General features: G+C 61.1%; 22 protein-coding genes. 16 read left to right on the top strand and 6 right to left on the bottom strand.

What is annotated here, in order from left to right:
- Positions 1–84 precede the first annotated feature (84 nt).
- Positions 85–1,509 (top strand): SLC13 family permease, encoded by a 1,425-nt coding sequence (locus Pan44_RS19335; protein ID WP_231754345.1) that lies wholly within the window; start codon positions 85–87, stop codon positions 1,507–1,509.
- Between the two features lie 10 nt (positions 1,510–1,519).
- Here the strand turns inward: Pan44_RS19335 and Pan44_RS19330 are convergent, their stop codons facing one another.
- Positions 1,520–2,380, bottom strand: coding sequence for a hypothetical protein (locus Pan44_RS19330; RefSeq protein ID WP_145032455.1), 861 nt, complete (start codon positions 2,378–2,380; stop codon positions 1,520–1,522).
- A 109-nt stretch (positions 2,381–2,489) separates the two neighbouring features.
- Positions 2,490–3,224 (bottom strand): LOG family protein, encoded by a 735-nt coding sequence (locus Pan44_RS19325; protein ID WP_231754105.1) that lies wholly within the window; start codon positions 3,222–3,224, stop codon positions 2,490–2,492.
- Between the two features lie 591 nt (positions 3,225–3,815).
- Between Pan44_RS19325 and Pan44_RS19320 the strand changes: the two genes are divergently transcribed.
- The 3 genes from Pan44_RS19320 to Pan44_RS19310 are packed head-to-tail and all read left to right on the top strand — an operon-like array spanning position 3,816 to position 8,843.
- Complete coding sequence (locus Pan44_RS19320) at positions 3,816–4,172, top strand: PadR family transcriptional regulator (protein WP_145032453.1); 357 nt, start codon at positions 3,816–3,818, stop codon at positions 4,170–4,172.
- 55 nt (positions 4,173–4,227) lie between these two features.
- The gene (locus Pan44_RS19315; RefSeq protein ID WP_145032449.1) at positions 4,228–7,476 is read left to right on the top strand and encodes an efflux RND transporter permease subunit; all 3,249 of its coding nucleotides are present in this window, start codon (positions 4,228–4,230) and stop codon (positions 7,474–7,476) included.
- A 20-nt stretch (positions 7,477–7,496) separates the two neighbouring features.
- Complete coding sequence (locus tag Pan44_RS19310) at positions 7,497–8,843, top strand: efflux RND transporter periplasmic adaptor subunit (RefSeq protein WP_197453483.1); 1,347 nt, start codon at positions 7,497–7,499, stop codon at positions 8,841–8,843.
- A gap of 410 nt (positions 8,844–9,253) precedes the next feature.
- Here Pan44_RS19310 and Pan44_RS19305 read toward each other — a convergent pair whose 3' ends face one another.
- A complete protein-coding gene (locus Pan44_RS19305; RefSeq protein WP_145032444.1) occupies positions 9,254–10,324 on the bottom strand; it encodes an integrase core domain-containing protein in 1,071 nt (356 codons plus the stop codon).
- Between the two features lie 406 nt (positions 10,325–10,730).
- On the opposite strand from Pan44_RS19305, the gene Pan44_RS19300 reads away from it, so the two are divergent.
- The 8 genes from Pan44_RS19300 to Pan44_RS19265 all read left to right on the top strand — a co-directional run bounded on the left by Pan44_RS19300 (position 10,731) and on the right by Pan44_RS19265 (position 17,795).
- Complete coding sequence (locus Pan44_RS19300; RefSeq protein WP_197453482.1) at positions 10,731–10,967, top strand: transposase; 237 nt, start codon at positions 10,731–10,733, stop codon at positions 10,965–10,967.
- 185 nt (positions 10,968–11,152) lie between these two features.
- Entirely contained in the window at positions 11,153–12,217 is a 1,065-nt protein-coding gene (locus tag Pan44_RS19295; protein ID WP_145032441.1) for an MFS transporter, read from the top strand.
- 12 nt (positions 12,218–12,229) lie between these two features.
- Positions 12,230–14,509 carry a molybdopterin oxidoreductase family protein gene (locus Pan44_RS19290; protein ID WP_145032438.1) on the top strand — a complete coding sequence of 760 codons (2,280 nt, stop codon included), beginning with the start codon at positions 12,230–12,232 and terminating at the stop codon, positions 14,507–14,509.
- The gene (locus tag Pan44_RS19285) at positions 14,506–15,159 is read left to right on the top strand and encodes a 4Fe-4S dicluster domain-containing protein (protein ID WP_145032435.1); all 654 of its coding nucleotides are present in this window, start codon (positions 14,506–14,508) and stop codon (positions 15,157–15,159) included. Before Pan44_RS19290 ends, Pan44_RS19285 begins: the two co-directional genes overlap by 4 nt.
- Positions 15,160–15,171: 12 nt before the next feature.
- The gene (locus tag Pan44_RS19280) at positions 15,172–15,711 is read left to right on the top strand and encodes a QcrA and Rieske domain-containing protein (protein WP_145032432.1); all 540 of its coding nucleotides are present in this window, start codon (positions 15,172–15,174) and stop codon (positions 15,709–15,711) included.
- Entirely contained in the window at positions 15,708–15,935 is a 228-nt protein-coding gene (locus Pan44_RS19275; protein WP_145032429.1) for a DUF6755 family protein, read from the top strand. The genes Pan44_RS19280 and Pan44_RS19275 overlap by 4 nt, the downstream gene beginning before the upstream one ends.
- A 76-nt stretch (positions 15,936–16,011) precedes the next feature.
- Positions 16,012–17,037 (top strand): tellurite resistance/C4-dicarboxylate transporter family protein, encoded by a 1,026-nt coding sequence (locus Pan44_RS19270; protein WP_231754104.1) that lies wholly within the window; start codon positions 16,012–16,014, stop codon positions 17,035–17,037.
- A gap of 119 nt (positions 17,038–17,156) precedes the next feature.
- Positions 17,157–17,795, top strand: a complete 639-nt coding sequence (locus Pan44_RS19265; RefSeq protein ID WP_231754103.1) for an MOSC domain-containing protein — start codon at positions 17,157–17,159, stop codon at positions 17,793–17,795.
- Between the two features lie 105 nt (positions 17,796–17,900).
- Here Pan44_RS19265 and Pan44_RS19260 read toward each other — a convergent pair whose 3' ends face one another.
- The 3 genes from Pan44_RS19260 to Pan44_RS19250 all read right to left on the bottom strand — a co-directional run bounded on the left by Pan44_RS19260 (position 17,901) and on the right by Pan44_RS19250 (position 19,900).
- Complete coding sequence (locus Pan44_RS19260; RefSeq protein WP_197453480.1) at positions 17,901–18,974, bottom strand: cellulase family glycosylhydrolase; 1,074 nt, start codon at positions 18,972–18,974, stop codon at positions 17,901–17,903.
- A 155-nt stretch (positions 18,975–19,129) separates the two neighbouring features.
- Positions 19,130–19,666, bottom strand: a complete 537-nt coding sequence (locus Pan44_RS19255) for a DUF488 domain-containing protein (RefSeq protein WP_145032420.1) — start codon at positions 19,664–19,666, stop codon at positions 19,130–19,132.
- Positions 19,667–19,678: 12 nt separating this feature from the next.
- Positions 19,679–19,900: a hypervirulence associated TUDOR domain-containing protein gene (locus Pan44_RS19250; protein ID WP_145032417.1), complete on the bottom strand. Its 222-nt coding sequence runs from the start codon at positions 19,898–19,900 to the stop codon at positions 19,679–19,681.
- A 178-nt stretch (positions 19,901–20,078) separates the two neighbouring features.
- On the opposite strand from Pan44_RS19250, the gene Pan44_RS19245 reads away from it, so the two are divergent.
- The 4 genes from Pan44_RS19245 (at position 20,079) to Pan44_RS19230 (ending at position 26,115) form a co-directional block, all read left to right on the top strand.
- Positions 20,079–21,038, top strand: coding sequence for a Dyp-type peroxidase (locus tag Pan44_RS19245; protein ID WP_145032414.1), 960 nt, complete (start codon positions 20,079–20,081; stop codon positions 21,036–21,038).
- A 597-nt stretch (positions 21,039–21,635) separates the two neighbouring features.
- Positions 21,636–23,153 carry a sulfatase gene (locus tag Pan44_RS19240; RefSeq protein WP_145032412.1) on the top strand — a complete coding sequence of 506 codons (1,518 nt, stop codon included), beginning with the start codon at positions 21,636–21,638 and terminating at the stop codon, positions 23,151–23,153.
- Between the two features lie 152 nt (positions 23,154–23,305).
- Positions 23,306–24,826 carry a PKD domain-containing protein gene (locus Pan44_RS19235; protein WP_145032409.1) on the top strand — a complete coding sequence of 507 codons (1,521 nt, stop codon included), beginning with the start codon at positions 23,306–23,308 and terminating at the stop codon, positions 24,824–24,826.
- Positions 24,827–24,864: 38 nt separating this feature from the next.
- Entirely contained in the window at positions 24,865–26,115 is a 1,251-nt protein-coding gene (locus Pan44_RS19230; protein WP_145032406.1) for a hypothetical protein, read from the top strand.
- Positions 26,116–26,132 lie beyond the last annotated feature (17 nt).

The following is a 26,132-nucleotide window of genomic DNA, read 5'->3' as shown; positions in this document are numbered from 1 at the left end:
AGATCGTTCACAGCACATTAACGTCGCATCCACGAGGCTTGATGATTATCAGCAGGCGTGGGGAGCAAGCGACTCTTGGACAACGTGCCTTCGTCACCGTGGTACTCGTTCCGCAATCCGGAAACGGGCCGCGCCAGACGTCCGATCCTGTTTGCGATCTGCGTCTGCGCGGCACTGCTCGTTGCCGTGTGGCTCCGGCCCGATCAGAGCCTTTCGCCCGCCGCCCTGAGGGCGCTCTTCATCCTCGTCTTGGCAGTCTTGCTGTGGGCCACCGAAGTCATCCCGGCCTTCGCAGTGGGATTGCTCGTCATCGCCTTGAACGTGGCGCTTCTGGGCCGCCCGCAAGGCGTCTATGCACAAGACGCCAACGACTGGGAGCAGTTTGTCACGGTCTTCGGTCACCCGTTGATCTGGCTGTTCTTCGGAGGCTTTGTCCTGGCTGCGGGGATGGAGAAATGCGGACTCGATCGCCGGCTCGCGATGACTCTGCTTCAAAGGCTGGGCGGACGTTACGAGAACGTCCTTCTGGGGGTCATGCTGGCGACGTTCGTCCTGTCCCTGTGCATGTCGGGCACCGCCACCGCAGCGATGATGCTGGCTGTCATTGCACCATTGATGCGGCAGTGCGACCAGGAATCAAACGCCGGGAAAGGGCTGCTGTTGGGCATCGCCGTCGCTTCCATTCTCGGCGGCGTCGGAAGCCTGATTGCCAAGCCGCCAAACGCCATCGCAGCCGGAGCGTTGAGTGCCCTCGAACCGCCACAGGTCATCACCGTTCTGCAGTGGATGGCGCTTGGGCTCCCCCCCTCACTGATCGTCGCCGCGATCGTCTGGAAGCTTCTCACTCGCTGGTTTCCCGAGCCCGACAGGGTGTTCCGCTTCGAAAGCATCGCAGCCACACAGGCGGCTCCCGCCAATCGAGCGCAGTATGTGATCGTCGTGGTGACGCTGGTCTCTACGATCGGCCTCTGGCTGACGTCCTCCTGGCACGGAATCCCCACATCGGCCGTGTCGTTGCTGCCAACGGTTCTGCTCACGAGCACTGGGGTGCTGACGGCCAAAGACATTCGCGGACTGAGTTACGACGTCCTGTTCCTCATGGCCGGCGGGCTGGCGCTGGGAAATGTCGTCACATCCACCGGCCTGTCGAACTGGATCATCGGCCAGATTCCGATGGGCGCTCTGCCCCCGATCATGCTCGCATTCGTACTGTCCTATGCGACCACCGTCCTTGCCAATTTCATGAGCGCGACGGCGACGGCCAACATCCTGGTTCCGCTCGTCATCACGATGGCCGCGGGATCAGAAGCGCTGGTCGTCATCGCTGTGGCGATTGGAGCGTCCTGCGGGATGTGTCTCCCCGTGGCGTCGCCGTCAAATGCCATGGTCTACACGACCGGTCGTTTGAAAATCGGCGACCTCATTCGTGTCGGACTGGTTGTCGGACTGCTGTGCCCGCTGATCTCGGTGACCTGGCTCTGGCTGTGCCTCGATCGAGTCATGCGGTGAACTCCGCATCTCACACAATCGTGCCACCATCGCCGATTCGATCGATCACCGAGGTCTCGTCCGCACGTTCGATCCGGTATTGGTCAGAATAGCCCGGTGAGTCCCGATACCAGTGGCAGAACATGTTGTGGTAGCGGCAGGCCCAGCCGTATTTGGGCAACACGTCGTGGCGTTTGACACCTGCGAGCGATTCAAGAATCGAACGTTTGTGAGCCGCCACAAGTTCCCAGTCGATCACTCCCTGCTCGCGTGCGGCCTCGAGGTAGTTCACAAACCACCAGCCGTCGATATCTCGACAGATCGCGGCCCCGAGTCCATGCGACGAGGCCTGACCTGTCGCGATTGCATCCGACAACAGCATCTTGAGTGGCTCGGCCAGAATCACGCGTGGAACGATCGATGTTCTGGATTCGAGGTGATAGCACTCGAGGAGTGCCGATCCGAAGATGATGTCGTCGGTAAGGCAGAGCAAACCTTCGGTGAGAGCCCCCCGGATGAAGAAGCCACTGACGGCCATGCGAAGCTGATACCGCTGCGAACAGGCCAGGATGAACCGCGCGGCCAGCGCTGCCGATCCGGGCTCTTCGAATGGATATCCGACCACCAGATTGTCACTGAAGAACTTCACGCCCCAGTTAGGGGGGAGAGCCGCAAACTCCTCCGCCAGGCTGCGGCGGACATATCCGCGAGCATCGTTCAACGCCGACACAATGCGATCCACCAGCACCTGGCCTTCGCAATGGTCCCGGGAGTGTTCGATGGCCTGGGAGAAGCCCATGATGTCGAGAAATCCGACGATCGACGATCGCAGCCGCGGATGTCCGTCAACGTCGACGTAGCCTCGAGACGCGTCTTGCGGGTGATCTGGCACGGAAACCGATCTTGGTACTGCTTCTGAGATGGAACTTCAGGTGGCTGGTCTGAACTCAATCGAGCGACTGCGTTTCATTCACAGGGAAAGACGCTGGCAGCAGGAAGGTTTAACTGCCGGTTGACTGCGAACGCCACTGGTCGTGACGTTTTCGAAGAACCTCGAGAGCGTCTGTCCCATCGGCAACGCAGATCGGAATCTCCATGTCCTCCGGACTCGCCAGTGGAAAGTCGGGACGGAGCATGGCCGACCGACTCCAGTCGATCAGTCCGTCCCACATCTTTCCAACAAGAATCAGCGGCGTGTCGTGCAGCTTTCGTACCTGCAGAAGTTGCCAGATCATCATCGTCTCGAGCACCGTTCCAATGCCGCCGGGAACAACGACAAACGCATCCGACGTCAACACAAAGTGATGCAATCGCGTGAAAAAGGTGCCGTGCTCATAGGCGTCAGATACAAAGGCATTGATGTCCTGCTCGAACGGCAGCGCAATACGGATTCCGACCGAGTCCTGCTTTGCCTCCGGATCTGCAAGGCGGGCTCCTTCGTTTGCCGCCTGCATCAGGCCCGGTCCGCCACCCGTGACGATGTCGCATCCCATACGTGTCAATTCCGCGGATACGTCCCGGACCGCCCCGTAGACCCAGTGATTCGACTCCACTCGTGCCGATCCGAAAATGCTGACGCGATAGCGCTCCCGACGCGTCGGCTTCAGTCGCGAGAGTTGATTGACGACGCTCCACAGCCCCAACATCGATTGTGCGAGCACATCCCTGACCGCAGATTCCTCGGAGAGAAGGACGGTCTCGGAGTGGGATGTTTTCTGGTTTTCAGATTGATTCACATCTCACTCCGATTCGAGTGTCCCGGACGGCCTAGAAGTTCCACACTTCAGAAAGTCAATCGCAGAGGAGTGGCGACTTCTTAGGACGCTGCCTCAGTCGCAACCACCTCTTCCGGCCAGTCTCGCTCTCAATATCTTCCAGTCTCCTTCCTTCATTTTCCACGATCCCGATCGGATCGCGCCCTGCCGACAGGAATGACCAAGCCAGACTCGCATTCACAATCTTCCAACCAGGCGCGAATCCGCTCAATGAACTGCAGATGCCTGTGGGGCTCGGGGAACCGGGTATTTAGAAGCAGACGAAAGGGTGACCGGTCCTCATTGACGGTACCAACCACTCAATTGGAGGCGGACCAAAGTCCTCGGCGTGAGATTTCGCCAGTGAGGATCAGGAATCTCCTGCTGGTAGTACTCCTGATTCCTCCCGGAGGAGGCGTTCAAGGGGCAACCTTTCCGAAAGGAGGAAGGAAACCGACCTGCCCCACAGTTGTCACTACCCGTGCCACATCCAACTGCCATCCCTGATCAGTTCCGCTCCTCGCCACTGATGATTGACAGTCGTATTACCGCACTGCAATATCGATACTCGATATGAAGCAGTCTGACGACATCCTGAAGCACTTCTACGGCGGATTCGTGCGTCTGCACATTCTTTATCACGCCGCCAAAGAAGAAATCTTCGGTGTCGAGATGATGCGGGAACTTCGCCGCCACGGGTATCGCATGGGCCCCGGTACCCTCTATCCCATCCTGCACGACCTCCACAAATCCGGCTACCTGGTCAGCACCGAATCCGTCGTCAAAGGCAAACGCCGGAAGAATTACCGGATCACGCCCAAGGGGGCCCGGCTGATGTCGGCCGCCCGAGAACGGCTCCGCGAATTGTTCAGCGAGGTCATCGAACACCACGACAAGCTCGAGGAATCACGAAAGAAACCGCCGACCTGAAGTTCCAACGCCCCCTCCGAATCCTCGCCGTTGAGCCTCGCCCTGACGCCGCCGCATGAATCCGCTCTCTTTCGCGCTCCGCCGTCCGATCACCGTCATTGTCCTCGTCATCGCGGTCATCGCTGCAGGCTCGCTGGCGATTCGCCCCAAAGCCGTTGATCAATGGCTCCGCGGCTATGGGATCGAGCTCCCGCTCAGCCGGATGCCGATCGACATCTTCCCGTCGCTCAACCTGCCGGTGATTTACGTCTGCCAGCCCTATGGCGGCATGGACCCTGCCCAGATGGAGGGGCTGCTTACCAACTATTACGAGTATCACTTCCTGTACATCAGCGGCATCCACCATGTGGAGAGTCGCAACGTGCAGGGAACGGCTCTGATGAAGCTGCATTTTCATCCCGGCACGAACATGGCACAGGCGATGGCCGAGACCATCAACTATGTCAACCGCTCCCGCGCCATGATGCCCCCCGGAACCGTCCCCCCGTTCGTCATGCGGTTCGACACCGGAAGCGTCCCCGTCGGCTACCTCGTCCTCTCCAGCGGAACCAGGACGATCGCCGAGATTCAGGATCAGGCGCTCTTCAAAGTCCGGCCGATGTTCTCCTCGCTGCCCGGCGTTTCGGCCCCGCCCCCCTTCGGAGGCAGCGCCCGCAGCATCGTCATCCGGGCCAATCCGGAGCGTCTCCAGGCCTACAGGCTGTCTCCGGACGACGTCATTGCATCGCTCTCCGCCGGCAACATCGTCAGCCCCTCGGGCAACATGCGCGTCGGCGATCGCTATCCCATCGTGCCGCTCAACTCGATGGTCAAGGACATTCGCGACCTCGGCGACATCCCGCTCAACGTGCCCGGAGGCAACACCGTCTACCTCCGCGACCTGGGCACGATCGAAGACGCCGCCGATCTGACCACCGGCTACGCCCTCGTCAACGGCCGCCGCGCCGTCTACATCCTGGCGACGAAGCGTTCGGAAGCGTCGACCATGAGCGTGATCGACGAAATCAAACGCGCGCTCCCCGCCATGCAGAAGGAACTGCCCGACGACATCCAGGTGGCGTTTGAGTTCGACCAGTCGAAGTACGTCACGCGAGCGATCACCAGCCTGACGACTGAAGGCGCGATCGGAGCCATCCTCACCGGCCTGATGGTGCTGCTCTGCCTCCGCGACTGGCGGAGCGCTCTGGTCGTCGTGATCAACATCCCGATCGCGCTCATCACTTCCATCCTCGGCCTCTGGATCTGCGGCCAGACGATCAACCTGATGACGCTCGGAGGCCTCGCGCTGGCGATCGGCGTTCTCGTCGACGAAGCCACTGTGGAAGTCGAAAACATCCATACGCAGTTTGCAAAATGCCCCTCCATCGCCTGGGCGGTCCGCCGCGGCAACGCACAGACCGCCGTTCCGAGGTTGATGTCGATGCTCTGCATCCTGGCCGTGTTCGCCCCGTCGTTTGTGATGACCGGCGCCCCCCGGGAAATGTTCGCCCCGCTGTCGATGGCGGTCGGCTTCGCGATGATCGCCTCGTACGTCCTGTCGAGCACGTTTGTGCCAGTCGTCTCCGTCTGGCTCCTCCGCCATCAGGCATCCGGACCGGCGGAAAGCGAACGGCCCGGAATGATTCGCCGGATGTACGAGGCAGTGGTCAGTTCATTGATCTCGTTGCGGTGGATCACCGTGGCCGCATACCTCGCCGTGTGCGGCATCGGCATCACGCTTCTCTGGCCGAAGCTCGGCATGGAGATCTTTCCGACGGTGGATGCCGGCGAATTCCGGTTGCGGATGCGCGCTCCCGACGGCACGCACATCGACCGCACCGAAGAACTCGCCAACCAGGCCCTCGCCACGATCCAGCAGGAAGTCGGGGCGGAAAATGTGGCCCTCACGCTCGGATATGTCGGCACCGTCCCGCCGTCGTTTCCAATCAACGCCGTGTACCAGTTCACCCGCGGCCCGGAAGAAGCCATTCTGCGCGTGGCCCTCAAGGAAGGTTCGGGCATCAGCACCGAAGGTATGAAAGAGACGCTTCGCGACAAGCTGGCGGCCGCCCTGCCCGATGTTCGATTCTCGTTCGAGCCGGCCGATATCGTCAGCGAGGTCATGAGCTTTGGTTCCGCGACACCGATCGAGATCGCGGTTCGTGGCGGCTCGATCGTCGAGAATCGCGCCTTCCTCGCGAAGGTGGAAGCCGCACTCAAGTGCATCCCCGCCCTCCGCGATATCCAGATTTCCCAGTCGCTCGACTATCCGACGGTCGAAGTGAATGTCGACCGCGAGAAGGCGGGAATGTCCGGCACAACCGTCGCACAGGTCGCGCGGTCCATCGTCGCGGCGACATCCTCAAGCCGATTCGTGGTGCCGAACTACTGGCCCGATCCTAAATCCGGAATCGGATACCAGGTCCAGGTTGAGATTCCGCAATCCGCCATGGCGGGCATCGAAGACCTGGCGACCGTTCCGGTGCGGCGGTCCGGAACGCCGGTCCTGCTTCGCGATGTCGCCGACATCGCGGCCGGCACCATGCCCGGCGAGTTCGATCGCTACAACATGAAGCGCGAACTGTCGTTGACTGCGAATGTCGCCGGCGCCGATCTCGGGCGAACCTCCGCGGAAGTGGTCAAGGCTCTCGATGCGGTGCAGCGAAAGGACACCGCTGAGAAAGACGAACTCGTCAAACAGGGCCAGAAACCAGGCCGCGTGACCTACGAGCTGCGGGGCCAGATTCCTCCGCTCCGCCAGATGCTCAGCGGCCTCGGGGTTGGACTGTTGCTGGCAGTCGTCGTGATCTTCCTCACTCTGTCGGCGAATTTTCAGTCGTTCCGACTGGCGCTCGTGTCGGTCTCCGCCGCTCCGGCGGTGATCACCGGAATCCTGCTCGCGCTGTGGCTCACGGGATCGACGCTCAATATCCAGTCGTTCATCGGAGCCATCATGGGCCTGGGCATTTCGATGGCGAACGCCATTCTGCTCGTGACCTTCGCGGATGAGAACCGGCGTGCCGGCGTCGCTATTCGCGACTCGGCCATCGTTGGCGGCTCGGCAAGGTTGCGACCCATCCTGATGACAACGGGATCGACGCTCGCGGGCGTTCTTCCCATGGCCCTCGCCTTGGGAGAATCCGGGCAACAGACCGCCCCCCTGGGACGCGCCGTCGTCGGGGCGCTCCTCGCATCGACTGTCGCAACCCTGTTCGTGCTCCCCGCCGTGTTCGTGTTCCTGCAGTCGAGCCGCACTCCCCGTTCCGCTTCTCTCGACCCGCTGGATCCGGAAAGTCCCTTCCACTCGACCGCCGCCACAACCTGAATCACATGAAATCCCGCATCATGTTGAGATCGATCATCATCAGCCTTTCGGCGGCCTGGCTCGTCTTCGAGTGCGCGGGGCAGGCTTCCGCCCAGCCGCCGGCGTCGTCGGTTGCAGAATTGCCGAAGGTCAACACGGTGACCCCCGTGAAAAAGGGGATCGCTCAGAAGACCGAGCAGCCCGGACGTATCGAAGCCTTCCTGTCCGCGCCGCTCTATTCGAAGTCGAGCGGCTACGTGCAGTCCGTGAAGGTCGACATCGGCGACCGCGTCACCGGGCCGAAGTATGACGCGATTGGAACTGAGACCTCGCCCGGACAACCGCTCGTCGTGATCTCGGCTCCCGAAGTCGAGGAGCAGCTTCGGCAGTCCGAAGCGAAAGTCCTCCAGGCGAAGGCGGACGCCCGCCAGGCGGAGGCCGCCATTCTCGTCACCAGGGCCGTGCTGCGCTCCGCGACGACTCAGGTCGACCTCGCCCGCGCCAACACCCAGAAAGCGGACGCCGACGTCAAGCGCTGGCAGTCCGAGTACGACCGTGTCACGGCGCTCGCCCAGTCGAACGCCGTCACAGCCAAAGTCACCGACGAGGCCGAGCAGCAGCTCCGAAGCGCCGAGGCCGGACGCGCGGCCGCGTCGGCGATGATCCGCTCAGCAGACGCGAAGGTCGCGGAAGGTGAGGCCGGTGTCGCCAAGGCCCAGGCCGACGCGGAAGCCGTCAAGGCCCGGCTGGCCGTCGCGGAAGCCGAACAACGTCAGGCCGCCGTCATGGTCGGCTACCTCACGCTCCGCGCGCCGTTTGACGGCATCGTCACCTCGCGAACGGTCGATCCCGGCCGCCTGGTACATGCACCGAATACTCACCAGAACATGCCGCTCCTGACCGTTGTCCAGGCCACCACCGTCCGGCTCTTCGTGGAGGTGCCCGAGTCCGAATCCATCCTGGTCGAGAACGGCGGCAAGGCCACGATCAAGATCCCGGCCATTCCTGGCGAAACTTTCGCCGGCACCGTCACCCGCACCGCCTGGTCCCTCGAATCGTCCAACCGCACGCTGAAGACCGAATTTGATCTTCCGAACGAACACCAGAAGTTCCGTCCGGGGATGTTCGCTCAGGTTGAGCTCACCGTAGCGGAACGGAAGGATGCCATCGTCATCCCACGCGCGGCAGTTCTGACCACCGCAGGTACTCCCAGCTGTCTGGTGGTCGGCACGGACGGACTCATCGCCCGCCGCGAAATCCAGCTCGGACTGAGGACGCCCTTGGAGGTGCAGGTCATCTCCGGGCTGAAAATAGATGACCAAGTCATCGCATCGAACGCATCAGCCTTCAAGGAGGGTCAGCGCGTGGCGATCGCCAGCAAGAACTGACGAGAATCACTGGACGATCTGGTCGACAACTGCTTGGACGAGCGTACGCCTTCGAAATCGCTCTAAGAACGCGAGTCGGATACTTGGCCTTGCACGGACTGGATGACCTCAGCTCCGATCGCATCCGCCTCGGCCCACATCTCTCGAGCCTTCGCGTCGCGTTCGTCCGTTGGGGCGCGAAGTGATCGAACGACAAGGTGAGCGATTCCTCCCGAAGTTGGAAGGAGCGGTGGTGCTACCCGACCAGTTCCTTGTTGACTCAAGGAAGCTCCAAGGCCTTGTCGATTCGCTTCCAGCGATTGGAACTGTCCGGCCAGGTATGTGTGAACGAAGATTCGGCAAATGAATAAACGGCGCCAGCGTGTGCCTGGCTCAGGGCCCGCTGACATGGAGATAGGCCCCACATTGTTTCACGCCGCCCGTCGCGAGTACGACTTCAACTGACCACCCAGCCGGCTGTGGCACACGACGTCCAGCGGTTCAATTCGAAGGTCATCCGGAATGTCGAACGGGTCCGGCGGCAGGTTGCCCCTCGCTTCATGCGGCCGTTCCCGGTTGTAGTGCACCTGGAACTCGCTGTTGATGTAGTTCAGGTGCCGCCTGGCGACGATCACGAACTTGTCCAGGCACTCGTGCTTCAGCGTCTGGATGAACCGTTCGACGTGCGCCCGCAGGTTCGGTGACCGGTACGTGTTCCGTTTGATCTTGGCGCCGGAGGATTCGATGACGTGATCGAAATCACATTTGAACTTCGCGTCGTTGTCCCGCATCACCATCTGCGGCTTCAGATCGATGTCCTCGGCATGCATCAGAAAGTTCCGTCCCTGCTGCTCAACCCAGACCGCCGTCGGCTCGTCGGTACACTGACTGATCCAGCAACGCCTCGTGCCCAAGTGCAGGAAGACCATGAAGTACAGGTCGACCAAACCCTTCGGAGTCCACATCGGCTTGGTGACGAAGTCGCACTGCCAGAGTGTCGCGGCATGACGTCTCAGGAAGGCGTCCCATGAGTCGTCTGACCGATGTGGCTGCGGATCCAAGCCTGCTTCGACCAGGATATTCTTGACGGTCTGGCGAGAGAGCTTGATCCCGAGCTTCCGCAATTCACCGAGGATGCGGGTGTAGCCAAAATCTGTCTCTTTCCTGATTCTGATCACCAGATCCTGGATTTCTTGTTCGGTTCGTGGACGGCCCGACGGACGGCGGGTCACTTTCGGGATCGAGCCGGGGCCTTCGAACTCGCGGATCCAGCGCACGAAGGTCTCGTAGGTGCAGATCGAGATGAGATTCCGGAGTTGCGGACCAATCCTTCTGCCGGCGCGGACGAGCCTCCGCCGGTCCGCGATCGACGTCGGCATGCGTGGAGGCAGCCGACCGCGGAGGATCCGGTTCTCTTCCCTCAGGTAAGCCACCTGCCGGGCCAGTTCCTGTCTCGTACAGCAGGCGAGCATTGCCAGCAGCGGGTGAAAGATCCGTGACATCGTGCTACGGTCGATCTCAGGTGAAAATCAGGAGCGCAGAGTTTTTGTACCCCGCTGGAAGGACCGCACCGTAACGGCGAGGAGGCCGTCCGATGGTCTACACGGCGGGAGTTCCGAAAGCGAATCTAGGTTCGCCAGTAGCAGCTCAATCCGACTGCCCCAGATTGCCTGTCTTCCGGCCAGAGTGGCCTGAGGCTCGCGCCTTTTTCTCTCGGCGCTCGCGCGCGAGCGCGGCGCAAGCGCCGCGGCGCTCGCGCAGGGCTTGATTCTGTTAACCAAAGTCGCTTTTCGTTCCGTAACTTCGGGTCGCGGCGGCCGGCCCCCGAGCGCGACGCGGAATCGCGCACTCACGTGCTCTCAACAGCTTCTGGCTTTTGGCTGGAGAGAACCTTTCCGCTGAGCCGTTGTGTACGGGGAGCATCTGGGGATCGAGCCGCGGATTCGCCGCCGGGGGACGGATCACGGGAGCGGGCTTGGAAAGGTCCGCTGGGTGGTCGAGCGGACGATCAGCTGGTTCAAGGGACTGCGGCGGATGCGCGTGCGGTATGACCGCTCAGACGACATCATCGAGGCGTGGAAGTCACTGGCGATGAGCGTCATCACCTGCCGCCTGTGGCATCAGGATCTGGAGACAGCCGGCTGATTCAAACGGCGGTTTTTGGTCCGCCTCTAACCATTTCCGGATAGCCTCTGCGTGACCACGAGAGTGCAAGACGACGACGCTCGCTAGAATTCTTCCGTAGTGACTCGCAGTGTTTCGCCGCCTTCTTCCAGGAGTGAGTGGCTGTGCCGCATTCAGATCGCCCTCGATGGCCGCAGGAGGCCGTTGTGGCCGCAGCGGTTGGGCTGGCAACGACGGCCTTGATGGTGGTCGCCATCCTGATTGGCTCGCGGCGCCTGGCGCACTTCGATGCCGCGCTCGTGGGCTACACCTTCGCCACCCTGTTCGCCACCTTCGGCATCTCGTACCGATTCACCATCTGGCTGCAGCGTCCTCCCACCGCGATGTACTGGAAGCGGGGCTGGCAGGTGTTTCTCCGTCCAGACTCGCTGGGACGCAACCTGGTCCAGTGGCTCAAACGACTCGGAGCGATCTTCTTTGCCAACAGCTTCATCTGGCGGCGGGGAATCTCTCGAGGGGCGGCCCACTGGCTGGTGATGTGGGGCTGCATCCTGGCTTCCGCGATCACGTTTCCGCTGGTGTTCGGCTGGATTCATTTCGAGTTCACCGACGCCACCTTCCAGTCGTACACGGCGGTCATGTTTGGATTCCCCGTCTTCTCCTTCGGGATCCATTCCATTCCCGGCTACCTGATCTTTCATGGGCTGGTGTGGGCGTCGTTTCTCGTGATCGCCGGTGTGATGATCGCCATGCGGCGGCGGATGGTCGGACACGATGCCCGCGCACTGCAGCGGTTCGGCGAGGATTTCCTGCCGCTGATTCTTCTCTACGCCGTCAGCGTCACCGGGCTGATGCTCGTAGTCAGCTACAAGTGGATGAACGGCTATGCGTACGACTTCCTGGCGATCACCCACGCCGTAACCGTGATCGGCACGCTACTGTGGATGCCGTTCGGCAAGCTGTTTCACATCTTCCAGCGTCCCGCCCAGCTGGGCGTGCTGTTCTACAAGGATGCGGGACGCCGCGGCGAGCAGGCCCGGTGCGTTGTCTGCAGCCAGGAATACGCGTCTCTCATGCACATCGAAGATCTGATCGAAGTGGAACGCCAGTTGGGATACCGCTACGACTTCCCCGAGGGCTCGGTCGATCACTACCAGCGCGTGTGCCCCCGATGCCGCCGGCTGACGGTCGCTGCCGTTCAAACGCAGTTGTGGGCATCCGCCGCCGTTCCTGCGCAACCGGAGATTTCGGCTCCCCCTTCTCATTCCTGACGGACGTCGTTCATGGCCCATTTGCCCGTCTCCGAGATTCAGCTTGCCGACCACTTCGGACCGCACCTGGCCTATGCGAGGGGGGTGCGTCTGGAATGCGGCGTCGAACCGGACAAACTGGTAAAGACGCATTGCTGTTTCTGCGGCCAGCAATGCGGCATTCAACTCAAAGTCAAAGGCAATGAAGTCATCGGCTTCGAGCCCTGGGAGGAGTTTCCTTTCAATCGCGGCATGCTTTGCCCGAAAGGAGTCAAACGCTATCTGCAGGATTCGCATCCTGACCGGCTGACGACCGCGCTCATGCGCGATCCGCGAGAACCGGGTGGATTTCGACGTACGCCCTATACCGATGCGATTCAGGCGACCGCCGATGCCATCGCCAAATTGCAAAGCGAGCATGGTTCCTCCGCATTCGCCATGCTGAGCGGCGCAAGTCTGACCACGGAAAAAACCTACCTGATGGGCAAGTTTGCCCGCGTCTGTCTGAAGACTCCTTACATCGACTACAACGGGCGACTGTGCATGGTCAGTGCCGGGGCCGCCAACAAGAAAGCGTTCGGTATCGACCGAGCCGCGAATCCCTGGTCCGACATCATCGGCACGGAAGTCGTGTGGATCAGCGGGGCGAACGTCGCCGAGTGCGCCCCGATCACGACGAACTACGTCTGGCAGGCGCGGGAACAAGGGGCGAAGATCATCGTCGTCGACCCCCGCATCACTCCGCTGGCGCGGACCTGCGATCTGTTCCTGCCGGTGAAACCGGGGCGGGATATCGCGCTGTTCAACGGCGTCCTGCACCTGATGATCCAGAACGACTGGATCGATCACAAATTCATCGAAACTCATACGGTCGGATTCGAAGCCGTGGCCGAATCCGTTCAATCGTGGACTCCCGCGAAAACGGCGGAGGTGACGGGAATCGCCGAGCGTTCCATTCGGCAGGCCGCGGAATGGTGGGGGCAGGCCTCGACGAGCTTTCTCATGCATGCCCGAGGCATCGAGCATCACAGCCACGGCGTCCAGAACGTGCTCGGGGCGATCAACATCGTGCTGGCCAGCGGCCGCATCGGTCGTCCTCAATGCGGATATGCGACGATCACGGGACAGGCCAACGGCCAGGGGGGCCGTGAGCACGGTCAGAAATGCGACCAGCTTCCCGGGATGCGCGATCTGTCCAACCCGGAACACCGCGCTCACATCGCGAGAATCTGGGACGTCTCTCCCGACGACCTGCCAGGACCGGGAGTCGACGCCTATGAGATTTTTCGCAAGATCGATCAGGGAGAGATTCGCGGGCTGCTTTCGATCTGCTTCAATCCCGTTGTGTCGTTGCCCGACAACGACTTCATCGCGCGGATGCTGGACAAGCTCGACTTCTATGTGGCGATCGACTTCTTCCTCAACGACTCCGCCCAGCATGCCGACATCGTCCTTCCTGGATCGCTTCAGGAAGAGGACGAAGGGACCGTCACACAGATCGAGGGGCGCGTCATCCGCATCAACCAGGCGGTCGATCCGCCCGGCGACGCCCGGCAGGACTGGCGGATCATTCAGGACATCGCCGCTGCGCTGAAGCGGCCGCACGGATTCACGTTCACAGAGCCTCGTGAGATTTTTGACGAACTGCGCCGCGCCAGCCAGGGAGGAATCGCGGATTACTCCGGAATCACCTACGAGAAGATCGAGCAGCAGTTCGGCGTCTTCTGGCCCTGTCCCTCGGAAGATCATCCCGGCACGCTGCGCCTGTTCGAGAAAGGTTCTGACAACCCGATCGCTCGCGGGAATGGTCCCTTCTATTTTCCCGATGGAAAGGCCCGGTTCAATCAGGCCGACTATACGCCCCCCAAAGAAGACGTGGACGCGGAGTTTCCGATCATCCTCACCACGGGCCGTGTGGTCAGCCAGTTCCTGTCCGGCACGCAGACGCGGCGGATCGGGCCGCTCGTCGATCAGTACCCCGAGCCTCGGCTGGAGATTCATCCGCAACTGGCCGCCCGTCTCCAGATCGCCGATGGAGACTGGACGACCATCACCTCCCGCCGTGGGGAAATCACGCTCCTGGCGCTGGTCGTCAAGTCGATCCGTCCCGACACCGTTTTCATCCCCTATCACTGGGCCGGGCCGCTCAGCGTGAACCGGATCACGATTGCCGCTCAGGATCCGATCTCCAAAATCCCTGAATACAAGGTTTGTGCGGTGCGTCTGACCAAAGCCGCTGCGCCGCCTGATGGACGATTCGAGCGGACTGCTTCGGGCCTCGCGAGCAATGGAAAAGGAGGACGGTCCGCATGAGTGTTCCAGAGAGTCTGTTCTTCTTTCTCGACCCCAATCGCTGCATCGGCTGCGAGTCGTGCGTGCAGGCCTGCTCGGAGTGCGACACGCACAAAGGGCATTCGATGATCCATCTGGAGCGAGTGAATCGGTACGAGTCTCCGCAGACGATTCCGGTCGTCTGCATGCACTGCGATTCGCCGACGTGTGCGGAAGTCTGCCCGGCGGACGCCATCAAACGCACGGAGGACGGCGTCGTGCAGACGGCCCGCAAGCCGCGCTGCATCGCCTGCAGCAATTGTGTGCTGGCCTGTCCGTTCGGCGTTCCCAAGATGAACACCGACTACGAACTGATGATGAAATGCGACATGTGTTACGACCGAACTTCGGAAGGCAAGCGGCCGATGTGCGCCACGGTCTGCCCCAGCCAGGCGCTGTTCTTTGGAACCCACGCCGAGATTCAGGCGCTGCGTCCGCGCAGCCGCTCCCTGAATACGTTTCAGTTCGGACGCCAGACGATTCATACGAAGGTGCAGATGATGGTGCCCCGCGAGGCGCCTGTCATGCACATTGACGTTGCCGCCGCCTGGCACGATCCGCAGGGAGAGGATGAGCAGGACGACCCCATGCTCTCCGCCGCACTCTTTGAACTTCCTGTCCTGTCGAATTGAGGAGCGTCCGCCATGGAAATCGTCTCCACGCCGCCGCCGGCTTTTCCCGATGGCCAGCCGGAAGAACAGCAGCCGAAATGGCGGCGGGATTTTCCGGTCGACGTCGAGGCCGATGAATATGGCGCCCGCCGCGACTTCACGAAGTTTCTGGTGCTGACGAGCCTGGCGTTTGCCTGTGGCCAGCTCTGGATTGCGATGCTCAGCGTGTTCCGTCGCCGGACCTTCTCTGAACAACGTTTAACCGCGCTGGACGAGCTTCCCGTCGGGGGAGTCCTTCCGTTTCATTATCCCACGGACCGTGATCCGTGCCTGTTGATCCGCACGTCCGAACAGGAACTTCTGGCCTACAGCAGCCTCTGCACGCATCTGATGTGTCCGGTGCTGCCTCAGCTTCACGACAAGCAACTGCATTGCCCGTGTCACGAAGGGTTCTTTGAAGCGGCGACGGGGCGTCCCGTCGCAGGGCCTCCCCGACGTCCTCTGCCGCGAATTCAGATCCAGGTTCGCGAAGGAGTCGTCTATGCGGTGGCGGTCGAGGAACGCACCTCATGAATCCTTCCGCACGAAAACGCAAACAGCTCGTCGCCGTCGTCTATGCGATCCTGACGATCGTCCTGCTGCTGGTCGTCATGCAGCTCTGGCTGCTGACTGCCACGATGAACGCCTTTCTCGGCGGCAACCATTCCGTGGTCTGGCCGGCCGCGTGCGCCAGCCTGGTTTGCCTGGGATTGAATGTGGGATTGCTCCGCTATCTGGTGCGGCTCGATCAGTCGTGACAATAAGAGGCTTCCGCTGTCCACCACCGATTCCACTCCGTCGCCCCCCAACGCTTCCCCCAGCGTCGTTGCCGAATTGAATCCCAGCGGTTTCGCGCTGGTGATGGCGACGGGAATTGTCTCGCTGGCGTGCCATCTGCTTGGGATGCCGCTCATCGCGCGGGCGCTGCTCTGGCTGAACGTGCCGGCCTATCTCGTGCTCGTCGCCCTGACCCTCGCCCGCCTGGTCCGATTCCCGCGCCGATTCTTTCGGGATCTGATTGACCACAAACGCGGCGTCGGATTTTTTACGACCGTCGCCGCCAGCGGCGTCCTCGGGAATCAGTTTCTGCTGATTGCCGAACAACGCTCCGTCGCGGTCGTGTTGTGGTGCATTGCCGTCGTGCTCGGCTTCCTCATCACCTACACGCTGTTCACCGGATTCGCTGTCAAGAAGGTCAAACCTTCGTTGGCCGAAGGCATCCACGGCGGATGGCTGTTGGCGGTCGTGGCCGTTCAGTCGATTTCCGTGCTCGGAACACTGCTCGCCGGCGGCTTCGGAAACGACGCCCCCCAGGTGCTGTTCTACACCCTGTCGATGTGGTTGGTGGGAGGCATGCTCTACATCTGGATCATCTCGCTCATCTTTTACCGCTATTCATTCTTTTCGATGACGCCGGATGACCTGTCTCCCCCGTACTGGATCAACATGGGGGCCATGGCGATCTCGACACTCGCGGGCGCCACCTTGTTGTCCGCCGCCGGGCATTCCGAGCTGTTGCGGTCGATCTCGCCTTTCGTAACGGGCCTGACTCTCCTGTTCTGGGCGACCGCCACCTGGTGGATTCCGATGCTGGTCATCCTGGGCCTCTGGCGGCATGGGTATATGCGTTACCGACTGACATACGATCCGCAGTATTGGGGAGCGGTCTTCCCGTTGGGGATGTATACCGTGGCAACCTATCGACTGGCACATGCGGTCGACCAGTTGTTCCTGCTCGTCATCCCCCGGGTGTTCCTCTATTTCGCCCTGACGGCCTGGTGCATTGTGTTCGCCGGGTTGATCCGCCGTTTGGCGAGCCACATGCGGACCAACGCCTCCGGTTCCCCTCGTTCCTGCTGAGGCGGGTGAGGCAGTCCTGGTCGAGAGTCGGCAGGAGCCATTTGATGACGCATCCGGTACTCCGATCGATCCAGGTCGGCTTGCCTCGACAGTTCGGAACGGAAGGTGCGACAAATCCGATGGATCGCCCCTGGACGAGCGGCTTCGACAAACGCCCTGTCGTCGGACCACTGAGACTTGGCCTCACAAATCTCGACGGGGATGGGCAGGCCGATCTCGTCCATCACGGCGGGCCAGACAAAGCGATACTGGCCTATTCCGCCGATCACTATGATGGTTGGCGTCATGAACTGCAGATGCCTGACCTGCCGTTCGGAGCGTTCGGCGAGAATTTCACCGTCGAAGGGCTGACGGAGGCGAAGGTCTGCCTCGGCGATATCTGGCAGGTCGGAGAGTCTGTTCTGCAGGTCTCCCAGCCTCGCCAGCCCTGTTGGAAACTGGCCCGCCGCTGGCGGATCAAGTCGCTCGCCCTGCAGGTCCAGGAATCGGGCCGCACCGGTTGGTATTTTCGCGTGTTGCAGGAAGGGGTCGTCGCCCCCGGATTATCGCTGCAACGGTTGGAATGCGCTCACCCCGAATGGACTGTTGAACGGGCGAACGATGTGATGCACTTCGACAAAGACAACCTGAACCTGGCTGCGGCACTCGCGGCAATACGGCCCCTGGCTGCAAGCTGGAAGGCGACGTTGATGAAGCGGGCCGAAAGGAAGGCTCACTCCGATCCGGTCATGCGGCTCATCGGCCCGAATGAACCCTGATGGCCGGTTCATGTCATTTGTGTCGGACATCCCTGATCGCAGACGGAGCAGTGCTTTCTCGCCCAAGCGCCGACGATCGCGATGAGATCAGGGGCAAGAATCACATCAGCGATCAACGCCGACGATCTCCTTTCCCTTGTCCCGCCAATATTCAAGAAAATCAGCCACGGCATCCGGCGTCGAGCCCTTTGGCCCGGCTCCTCGTCGATGTTCGTCGATCGTGGATCCGAAATAGTGGCTCACCCAGCCATCGACGCGATCGCGGCCTCCCTCGACAAACTGATTCATTTCGTCCAGCGTGCAATTCAGCGGAAACGTCTCTTCAACCACGAGCGGCTTGCCGACTTCGTACACCATGAGCGCAGCGAGCGCCCGGTCGACCTCCCCTTTTCCCGGATACACATGGATGCTTACAAAGTCGAAGTGCTTTCCTGCCTCCGGCGAGTAAAAGACTGGTTTGGCGTTCGGCCAGATCTGGGCCCAGGGGATGACGCCGACGGTGATGAGCGTTTGTGGATCTTCCTGGCGAATGGCCTCGGTCATTTTGGACGACCAGGCGGCGGCAATCTGAACGTTCGTCCGTCCTCGCGCGTCTTCCGAGAGACGCTGGACGAAATAGAACCCGCCCAGTTCACCGCCGACCCAACGGGGCTCGCCCGGTTTGGCAGGTCCCCCGACGACAGGCTCGTTCATCAGATCGTAGCAGAAGACCGCTGGGTGCCCGGAGCAGGTTCGGGCGATCTCCTTCCACCAGCGGGCTTGAATCTCCCACCGATCTGTTTCGTCGAGTTTGTCATACCACGCCGGGATGTCCGCCAGCCGGTAGCAGCAGAGTCCGGTGAGATCGAGGTACAGACCGCACTCGCGACCAAGATCAAGCATCCGGCGCAAGCGATCAAGCTGCGTGCGGTCGAACTCGTCGGGCCCTTTCATGTAGGTGCCGAATTGCAAGTGGACCCGGACGACATTCGCTCCGAGCTTTCGCATCTCGCGAAAATCTCGCTCGAGACGAGGCCAGTCGGCATCCCAGGAGTCTTCCACCAGCTTTCCGAACTCGCCGAGATAATTGAATCCCCAAGGAACAAAGGACTTGTTCGATCCGGCTGGCACAAAACGCCGGTGATCGTCGGAGATCCGTATCTTCTGGAGCGAGGTAGGCGTCTCGGCGATCGCTGACATTGACGGAATGACGTTCAACACAGCAGCCCCCACAAAGAGCAGTGCTGTCAAGCGCCAAGATCGTTCAAGCGTCCGGTGGTGTTTCAACATGGTCACGTTCCGGCGAGAGGTTCTGCGACTGCGAAATGGACACGTACCGATCTTCAGTTGTCCGATCACTGTACGGCGGGATAGACGACCATTCCGCCCGACCTGATGGCAGCGCCCGGAGTGAGTTTCGCGGGATCGAGACGGCCTTTCCCCATGATGTGGAAAACAGTTTGGCCGGCGGCGATCAGGTAGTCCGTGACAATCCGCCGATGGCAGCGCCACCACACGGCCTCTGAACACATGATCGCGCAGCGCTTCCGGTGTCCTTCTTCGATCAGGTGTTCGAGACCCGCATGAAACTCCGGCGAGAGTGCGTAGTCGGCATAGTTGTGGAAACTCTCGTTCGTCCAGAACCCGTTGACGTCCCGAGGCAGGCGTTCGCCTTTTCCACGCCGGCCGCCAAGCGCGCCCACGTGCTCATACGAGATGTCGAACGCCGCCAGGGCTTTCGGCAGAACGTCCTGATTGAATTGCGGATTGGCTCTGGACCCGGGGAACTTCCGGATGTCGACGAGTCGCTCGACCCGAGGCTCGATCAGCAGATCCACGAATTCCTGGAAGCTGCGATTGGAGTGGCCGATGGTGAAGAAGGGCAGCGTCACGGAGCGTCTGTGTCACGCATCGTCGAGGACGCCGCCCCTGTGGGCCGCGATATGGTCCGTCTTGTCGCTCTTGATCTCGTACTGGGGATCGTCCTCGGAGGCATGATGGACGTGTCCCTTGTAGTCGAAGTCGGTCGTGTGAATGACGATGATCGTCCCCGACACGTAGCCGGCCTCGGAGTTCCAGCGAACGTGATCCCCCACCTTGAACCGTTTGACGTTCTTCCTGGCCATTTGTGAATTCCTCGCTGTCGGGGCTGGTCGCCGTGGGTCAACGCAAACAGGGCTCGCTCTGATGAACTCGGCCATCGCCGATACACAGCAATGAAATCCCCTCCGTTGTGAAGATCCATTGCCACGATAGCATCTGATCGTCAACGAAGAGAACGTGGTGCCGTCGCTGGAATGACGCATGACATTCAGCCCCCTTCCCCAATCGGTCAACCTGCCCCAGGCCGTCAACACGCCGTTGACGCGTGCCGCCCTGTTTCTCGTCGCAACCATCCGCGAGGGTGACTCTTCGCGAGCCCCGGTGCGATCGCTGTGCGGCGACCTCTCCTCACTCGTCCGGGCCGTGGGATTTCGCGCGGTGGAGCCCGGTTTGTCGTGCATCTTGGGAATCGGAAGTGATGCGTGGGCCCGGCTGTTCGGCACGCCGAGACCGGCGCATCTCCACCCCTTTCGCGAAATCCAGGCTTCAGGACGCCACGCCGTCGCCACGCCGGGTGATCTTCTGTTTCACATCCGTGCCCAGCACTTTGATCTCTGTTACGAACTGGCGACGCAGATCACCTCCCGGCTCGGCAAGGCGATCTCCGTCGTCGATGAGGTCCACGGCTTTCGGTATTTCGACGCGCGTGACCTGCTGGGCTTCGTCGACGGGACGGAGAACCCGACGGGACAGGCCGCGACGGATGCCGTCCTCATCGGAAACGAGGATCCCCCTTTCGCCGGCGGAAGTTATGTGGTCGTACAAAAGTACCTGCATGACCTGACGGCGTGGAACGCGCTGTCGACGGAAAAGCAGGAGCAGATCATCGGCCGCGCTAAGCTGTCGGACATTGAAACCGCGGATGAGAAAAAGGCCATCTACGCTCACAACGTCCTCACGAAGATTGTCGAGGACGGCCAGGAGGTCAAAATCATTCGTGACAACATGCCCTTCGGCAGCGCAGGCGGCGAGTCCGGCACCTACTTCATCGGGTACAGCCGAAATCCGGGGACCATTGAGCAGATGATTGAGAACATGTTCGTCGGCAAGCCGCCAGGCAACTACGACCGGCTGCTGGATTTCAGCCGGGCCGTCACGGGCGGACTCTTCTTCGTACCGTCAGCCACGTTCCTGGACGGCGTGACTGCCGACCCGTCGTAGTCACGCCTTGACTACAGGGATGGGCCGGTAGCAATTCCTTGTCTGCGTTCGCAATCATCGGAAGAGTGCAAGGGGATCAAGTGTGACTCAGCTGCGATTGGAGTAGTCGACGTGGGATGAATGCGCGATCTGTCCCCATGTCGAGGGCCGGTCGTCGCTTCTCGGCGAATGTCTGGAGTACAGACACTTGTTGACCTCACCGTGACTCGCAACCGCGACGTGATTTCCGTTGGGTTGGAATGGGCAATGGGCTTCAATCAGGGCGCGGGAATCTCTGACACCGCAACTTGCCAGTCTGTTGACTCCGACTGAGCCTGTGGATGGAGCGTAACGTGGACGGCATCGTCGACGACTGAGTCGGCTGGTGCCGACGAGCGGCCAACGTGTCTCGTCCTAACGCCAACTTTCCGGGCTGGCAGAATTCTTCGCACGATTTGCAAAGTTCTGCATAACTCGCCGCACGATTTGTTTTCATGCTTCGTGGACTGCGTCCAACAAGTTTGTTGCTGTTGACTTCGGTCAGTTGCTGACGCGGAAGCACGAAGAGTCGTTCAGCGGCATTTCGCGAGTGAGTCCGAATCGTGAAGATTGCATCCGATGAAGGGGCGATGCTGCTCGACGATTGCTCCTGGGTACCGCAACCTGACCGGAGCATCAACGTTGGCCTGGATTTTGGGTAATGGCAAAGTGAACCTGCGCGTCAAGATCCTTGACATGCTCGGGGTGTTCGCCGGTGTTTTGGCGAGCACACCTACGTTGCTCCCCGCAGCTGACCACCCTCGTCCGAACTTCGTGTTCATCCTCGTGGACGACATGGGATTTCGAGACATTTCCTGTAATGGAAGTCGGTTCTTTCAAACGCCAAACATTGATCGGCTGGCGTCGGAAGGCATGCGTTTCACGAATGCCTATGCGGCGTGCCCGGTCTGTTCTCCGACGCGGTACAGCATCATCTCGGGCAAGTACCCGGCCCGTGGGCGTCTGACGAACTACATCGCGGGGCACCGCTGGCCGGACAACTCGCCGCTCCTTCCCGTCGAATGGCAACCCTACATGGCCTCCGACGAAGTGACGCTCGCCGAGGCGTTGCAATCGGCCGGTTACAAGTCGGCCTGCATCGGGAAATGGCACCTCGAATCGCGCGGCGGTGACAAAGAGCTGACTGCGAACACGCAGCCCGATCGACAGGGCTTCGATGAAACGGTCTCGCGTGTCGTCAGTCAGCAGGACAAGGGAGTGGCCGGGCTGACGGATCGCGCCCTGGAGTTTATCCGGCTCAACAAGGATCGACCTTTTTTTGTTTATCTCGCTCACAACAGCGTCCACATCCCGCTCGAAGCGAAACCGGATCAGATCGACAGGCACCGTCAACGTGTCCGCGCCGATGATCCGCAGAACAATCCCATCTACGCAGCGATGGTTGAGACGGTCGATGCCGGCGTCGGACGAATCGTCAGCGAACTCGATCAACTCGATCTGGCGACGAACACCATCGTGATCTTCTGTTCCGACAATGGCGGGCTGTCGGTCAAGGAGGGCGCCAACACGCCGGCGACGTCGAATCTGCCGCTGAGGGAGGGCAAGGGCTATTTGCACGAGGGGGGAATTCGCGTTCCCCTCATCGTCCGGTGGCCAGGCCAGGTCCGCGCGGGCTCGACGTGCGACGTGCCGGTTTCCACCGTCGACTTCTATCCGACGTTCATGGAAGTCGTTCAAAAGCCTGTGCCGACAGGACAGCAGCTTGACGGTGAGTCACTGGTTTCGTTGCTTCGGCAAACGGGCACGCTCCAGCGCGACGCGCTCTTCTGGCACTACCCGCACTACAGCAATCAGGGGGGCCGACCGTCCGGTGCGATCCGGCAGGGAGAGTTCAAACTGATCGAGTCATACGAGGACGGCTCATTGGAACTGTACCGAGTCACTGAGGATCCAGGGGAACTGCACAACCTGGTTTCGCAGAATCCCGACCGGGCAAAGGCCCTGAAATGGAGACTCGATGACTGGCGCCGGGAGGTCGGTGCACAGATGCCGTCATCGAATCCGATCTATGCCCCATCTCGGCCCCCGTACAGCGACGCCGCAAAGGCGCCGGAGGCGTGGAAAGTCGTCAACTGACCGCGATTGCCCGGCCGAATCACGAATTGCGGCGCGTCGCAACGGCAGCCCGCGAGGTCGATCCGACGCACCGGGCGCAAATCATCTCTTCCGCGATGCGGCGATGAACCGGGCGCGATCGCCCAATCCGAGTCAGGTGTGATGGGAAGCCGATGCAATTGATCCGAGTCGCAATGCTGGCCATCGTGATCCTGTGCCGCCCGATGCGGATTCACGGACAAGATTCCGGCGACCGAGCTGTGCCACGAGAAGGCATCGTCAGGACAGTCGACCTCAACATCGGTGAATCGCAAACGGTCGCGCTCGCTGATGGAGCTGCGGTGAGCATCAAGCTTGTGGCGCTCAATGAGACTCGCGACGGGCTTCGCGACGCCGTGCGTGAGTCGGTTGTGACCGTGGAAATCAGCGGACAAACCTTTGAGTTGAAGTCCGGCCCCTATCGCCTTCCCCTCGCTCTCGGCGGAGTTCAGATTGATTGTCCAGTCACACGGGGATACACGCTGAACGCCCGAAACGGGACGGTCACCGCCGGGAAAGCCAATGCCTGGGGTCTGCGCAAGGACGTGAGGCTTCGGTTATGGCCCGTGGGCTCGGCCTGGATGTCGCCTGGAACCTTCCGATATCCCCTGCGACAGCGATGGTTCGCCAGCGACACCCACATGAGCAACGAGCCGACGTTCGTGAACGGCGACGAGCGGATTGGCGGGCAGGAGATCTATTACCACTACGGGCTCGATTTCGGCGGGGCCGAAGGCATGGTCGAGGTTGTGGCGGCGACCGACGGACTGGTCGTCAGTGCGGCAGGCGACACGCTTCCGGATCATGCCGATTCGCCCGCCCGCCGCCGTTATGACGTCATTTACATTGTGGATGAACGCGGCTGGTACTACCGATACAGCCACCTCAAGACGATTGATGTCCGGGCCGGTCAGCGGGTGCAGCAGGGACAGCGGCTGGGACTGCTGGGCAAGGAAGGAGGCAGCGGCGGATGGTCACACCTCCACTTCGACGTCACCACGAGGCAACCCTCTGGCAACTGGGGAATCCACGACGCCTATGCCTACGTCTGGGAGGCGTATCGGCGCGAGTATGCGCCGCCGGTCATTGCCGTCGCGAGGCCGCATCGGCTCGCCGCAGTCGGCCAGTCGATCGAACTCGATGCGTCGCAATCCTGGAGTTCGACAGGAACCATCGACCGCTGCTCGTGGCGGTTCACCGATGGTTCAACGGCCACGGGCGGGCGTGTCGAACGAACCTACAGTCGGCCCGGAACCTACAGCGAAGTCGTGCGAGTCGCTGATACCGCTGGTCACGAGTCGATCGACTTTGCTGTCGTCCAGGTGCTTGACCCGCACCATCCGGACGAACTGCCTCCCGCCATTCACGCCGCCTGTTCTCCAACGCTCGGGATTCGTCCGGGCGACGACGTCACGTTCAAAGTCCGCACGTTTCGAACCACCGATGGCTCAGAGGTGTGGGACTTCGGTGACGGCTCGCCGCCAGTGGAAGTTCGGTCCGACGGGGCTGTCAAGTTGTTGGCGAAGGATGGCTACGCCGTGACGACTCATCGCTACGCGCGGGAGGGCACGTATGTCGCTCGCGTCCAACGAAGCAATCGTCGCGGCGAAACGGCAACAGCTCATCTCGTCATAACCGTCGAACGTCGTGAATAGGTCCGAGAAGTGAGTCCCTCCGGGTGGAAACAATTCTAATGGCACATCGCAAGAATCTTTGGACGAGGTTGTGGTTGTGCACGATCACATTGGCGGTCGGTGGCAACTTCGATCAGGACTGCCTGGCTCAGAGTCAGAGTTCGCTCACGGCGTCGCGGGACAGTCTCCCCCTGCCCGCGCCGCAGCGGCTGCTCGACTGGACCGGATCTCCCGGGGGCTGCTTTTCCGTTGCCGCGGATCGCCTTCGCAACGAACTCCATCTCATCGTTGGTGATCGCTCAACGCTGTTTCATTCCCGGTCTGCCGATGGCGGCGACACGTGGTCGCCGCTCAAGGAACTGGTGCGGGGAGAATCACCCGATGCCGCCGTGGATCAACGGGGAAATCTGCATGTCGTCTATAAGTCGCCGGATCACGATGGGCGCATTGAGCATCGAAGCCTTGGCGACGGGCAACTCAGCGAAGCGACCGACATTTCGGCGTCCGAAGGCGATCGGCCGGCGACTTTTCTGGCGCCGAGGATCGCTCTGGACGGCGGCGACAACGTCCACGTCGTTTACTGGTCGATCCTGCGAGGGGGGGACAAACGCGATGGATTCCGCATGGGTTACGCCCATCGGAAGGACGGGAATCCAGCGTTCGATCCTGTCGAATTGTGGCGGGACCAGCGCCAAGTTGGATTCTCGAAATACGGGGATCTGTTCGTCGACGAACAAGGGAACATCCACATTTTTCAGGTGACCAACAGCAACATGTCGCACGGAATCGAGCGACGAATCCGTAAACCGACCGGCGAGTGGATTGCGCACGATCGCTGGGAAAGCAAGCTGATGGCGGATTGGTCGCTGTCAACGGCAGTGGGACGGGACGGCGTGGTGCATGTCGCCATGCAACGAATCGTCGATCAGAAGCCGCGGGTTCTGTACCTCAACAATCGGGACGAGCGGGACGAATTGGCAATGGTCTTTGATGGAGGCCCGGACACCACTGAGACCTACACCGATCTGCTGCTCGAAGATGACGGAGCAGTCTGGTTGGCCACCGGGCATCGAGAAGGCCCAGGCCGCGGATCCTCATCACCCCTCAATGTCGCGAAACTTTATCGCGCCGATGCGGAAACAGGCGTCTGGAGCACGGGAGCCGCGTTGTCTCCCGCTGGAGCAGTGAATTTGACGTCACGCGCGGCGGGTCATCCCCGGCTTGCACGGTGTGGAGGCAAGACGCGGGTTGTCTATCTTGAAAGCGACGATGGTCAGCGGTGGACCTTGTGGCAGAGGGTTCTGAAGTAGTTCCACCCCGCTTCAGT

Origin of the sequence: Caulifigura coniformis (assembly GCF_007745175.1) — a bacterium.
Classification (GTDB): domain Bacteria; phylum Planctomycetota; class Planctomycetia; order Planctomycetales; family Planctomycetaceae; genus Caulifigura; species Caulifigura coniformis.
This window is presented reverse-complemented; position numbering and strand designations above follow the sequence as displayed.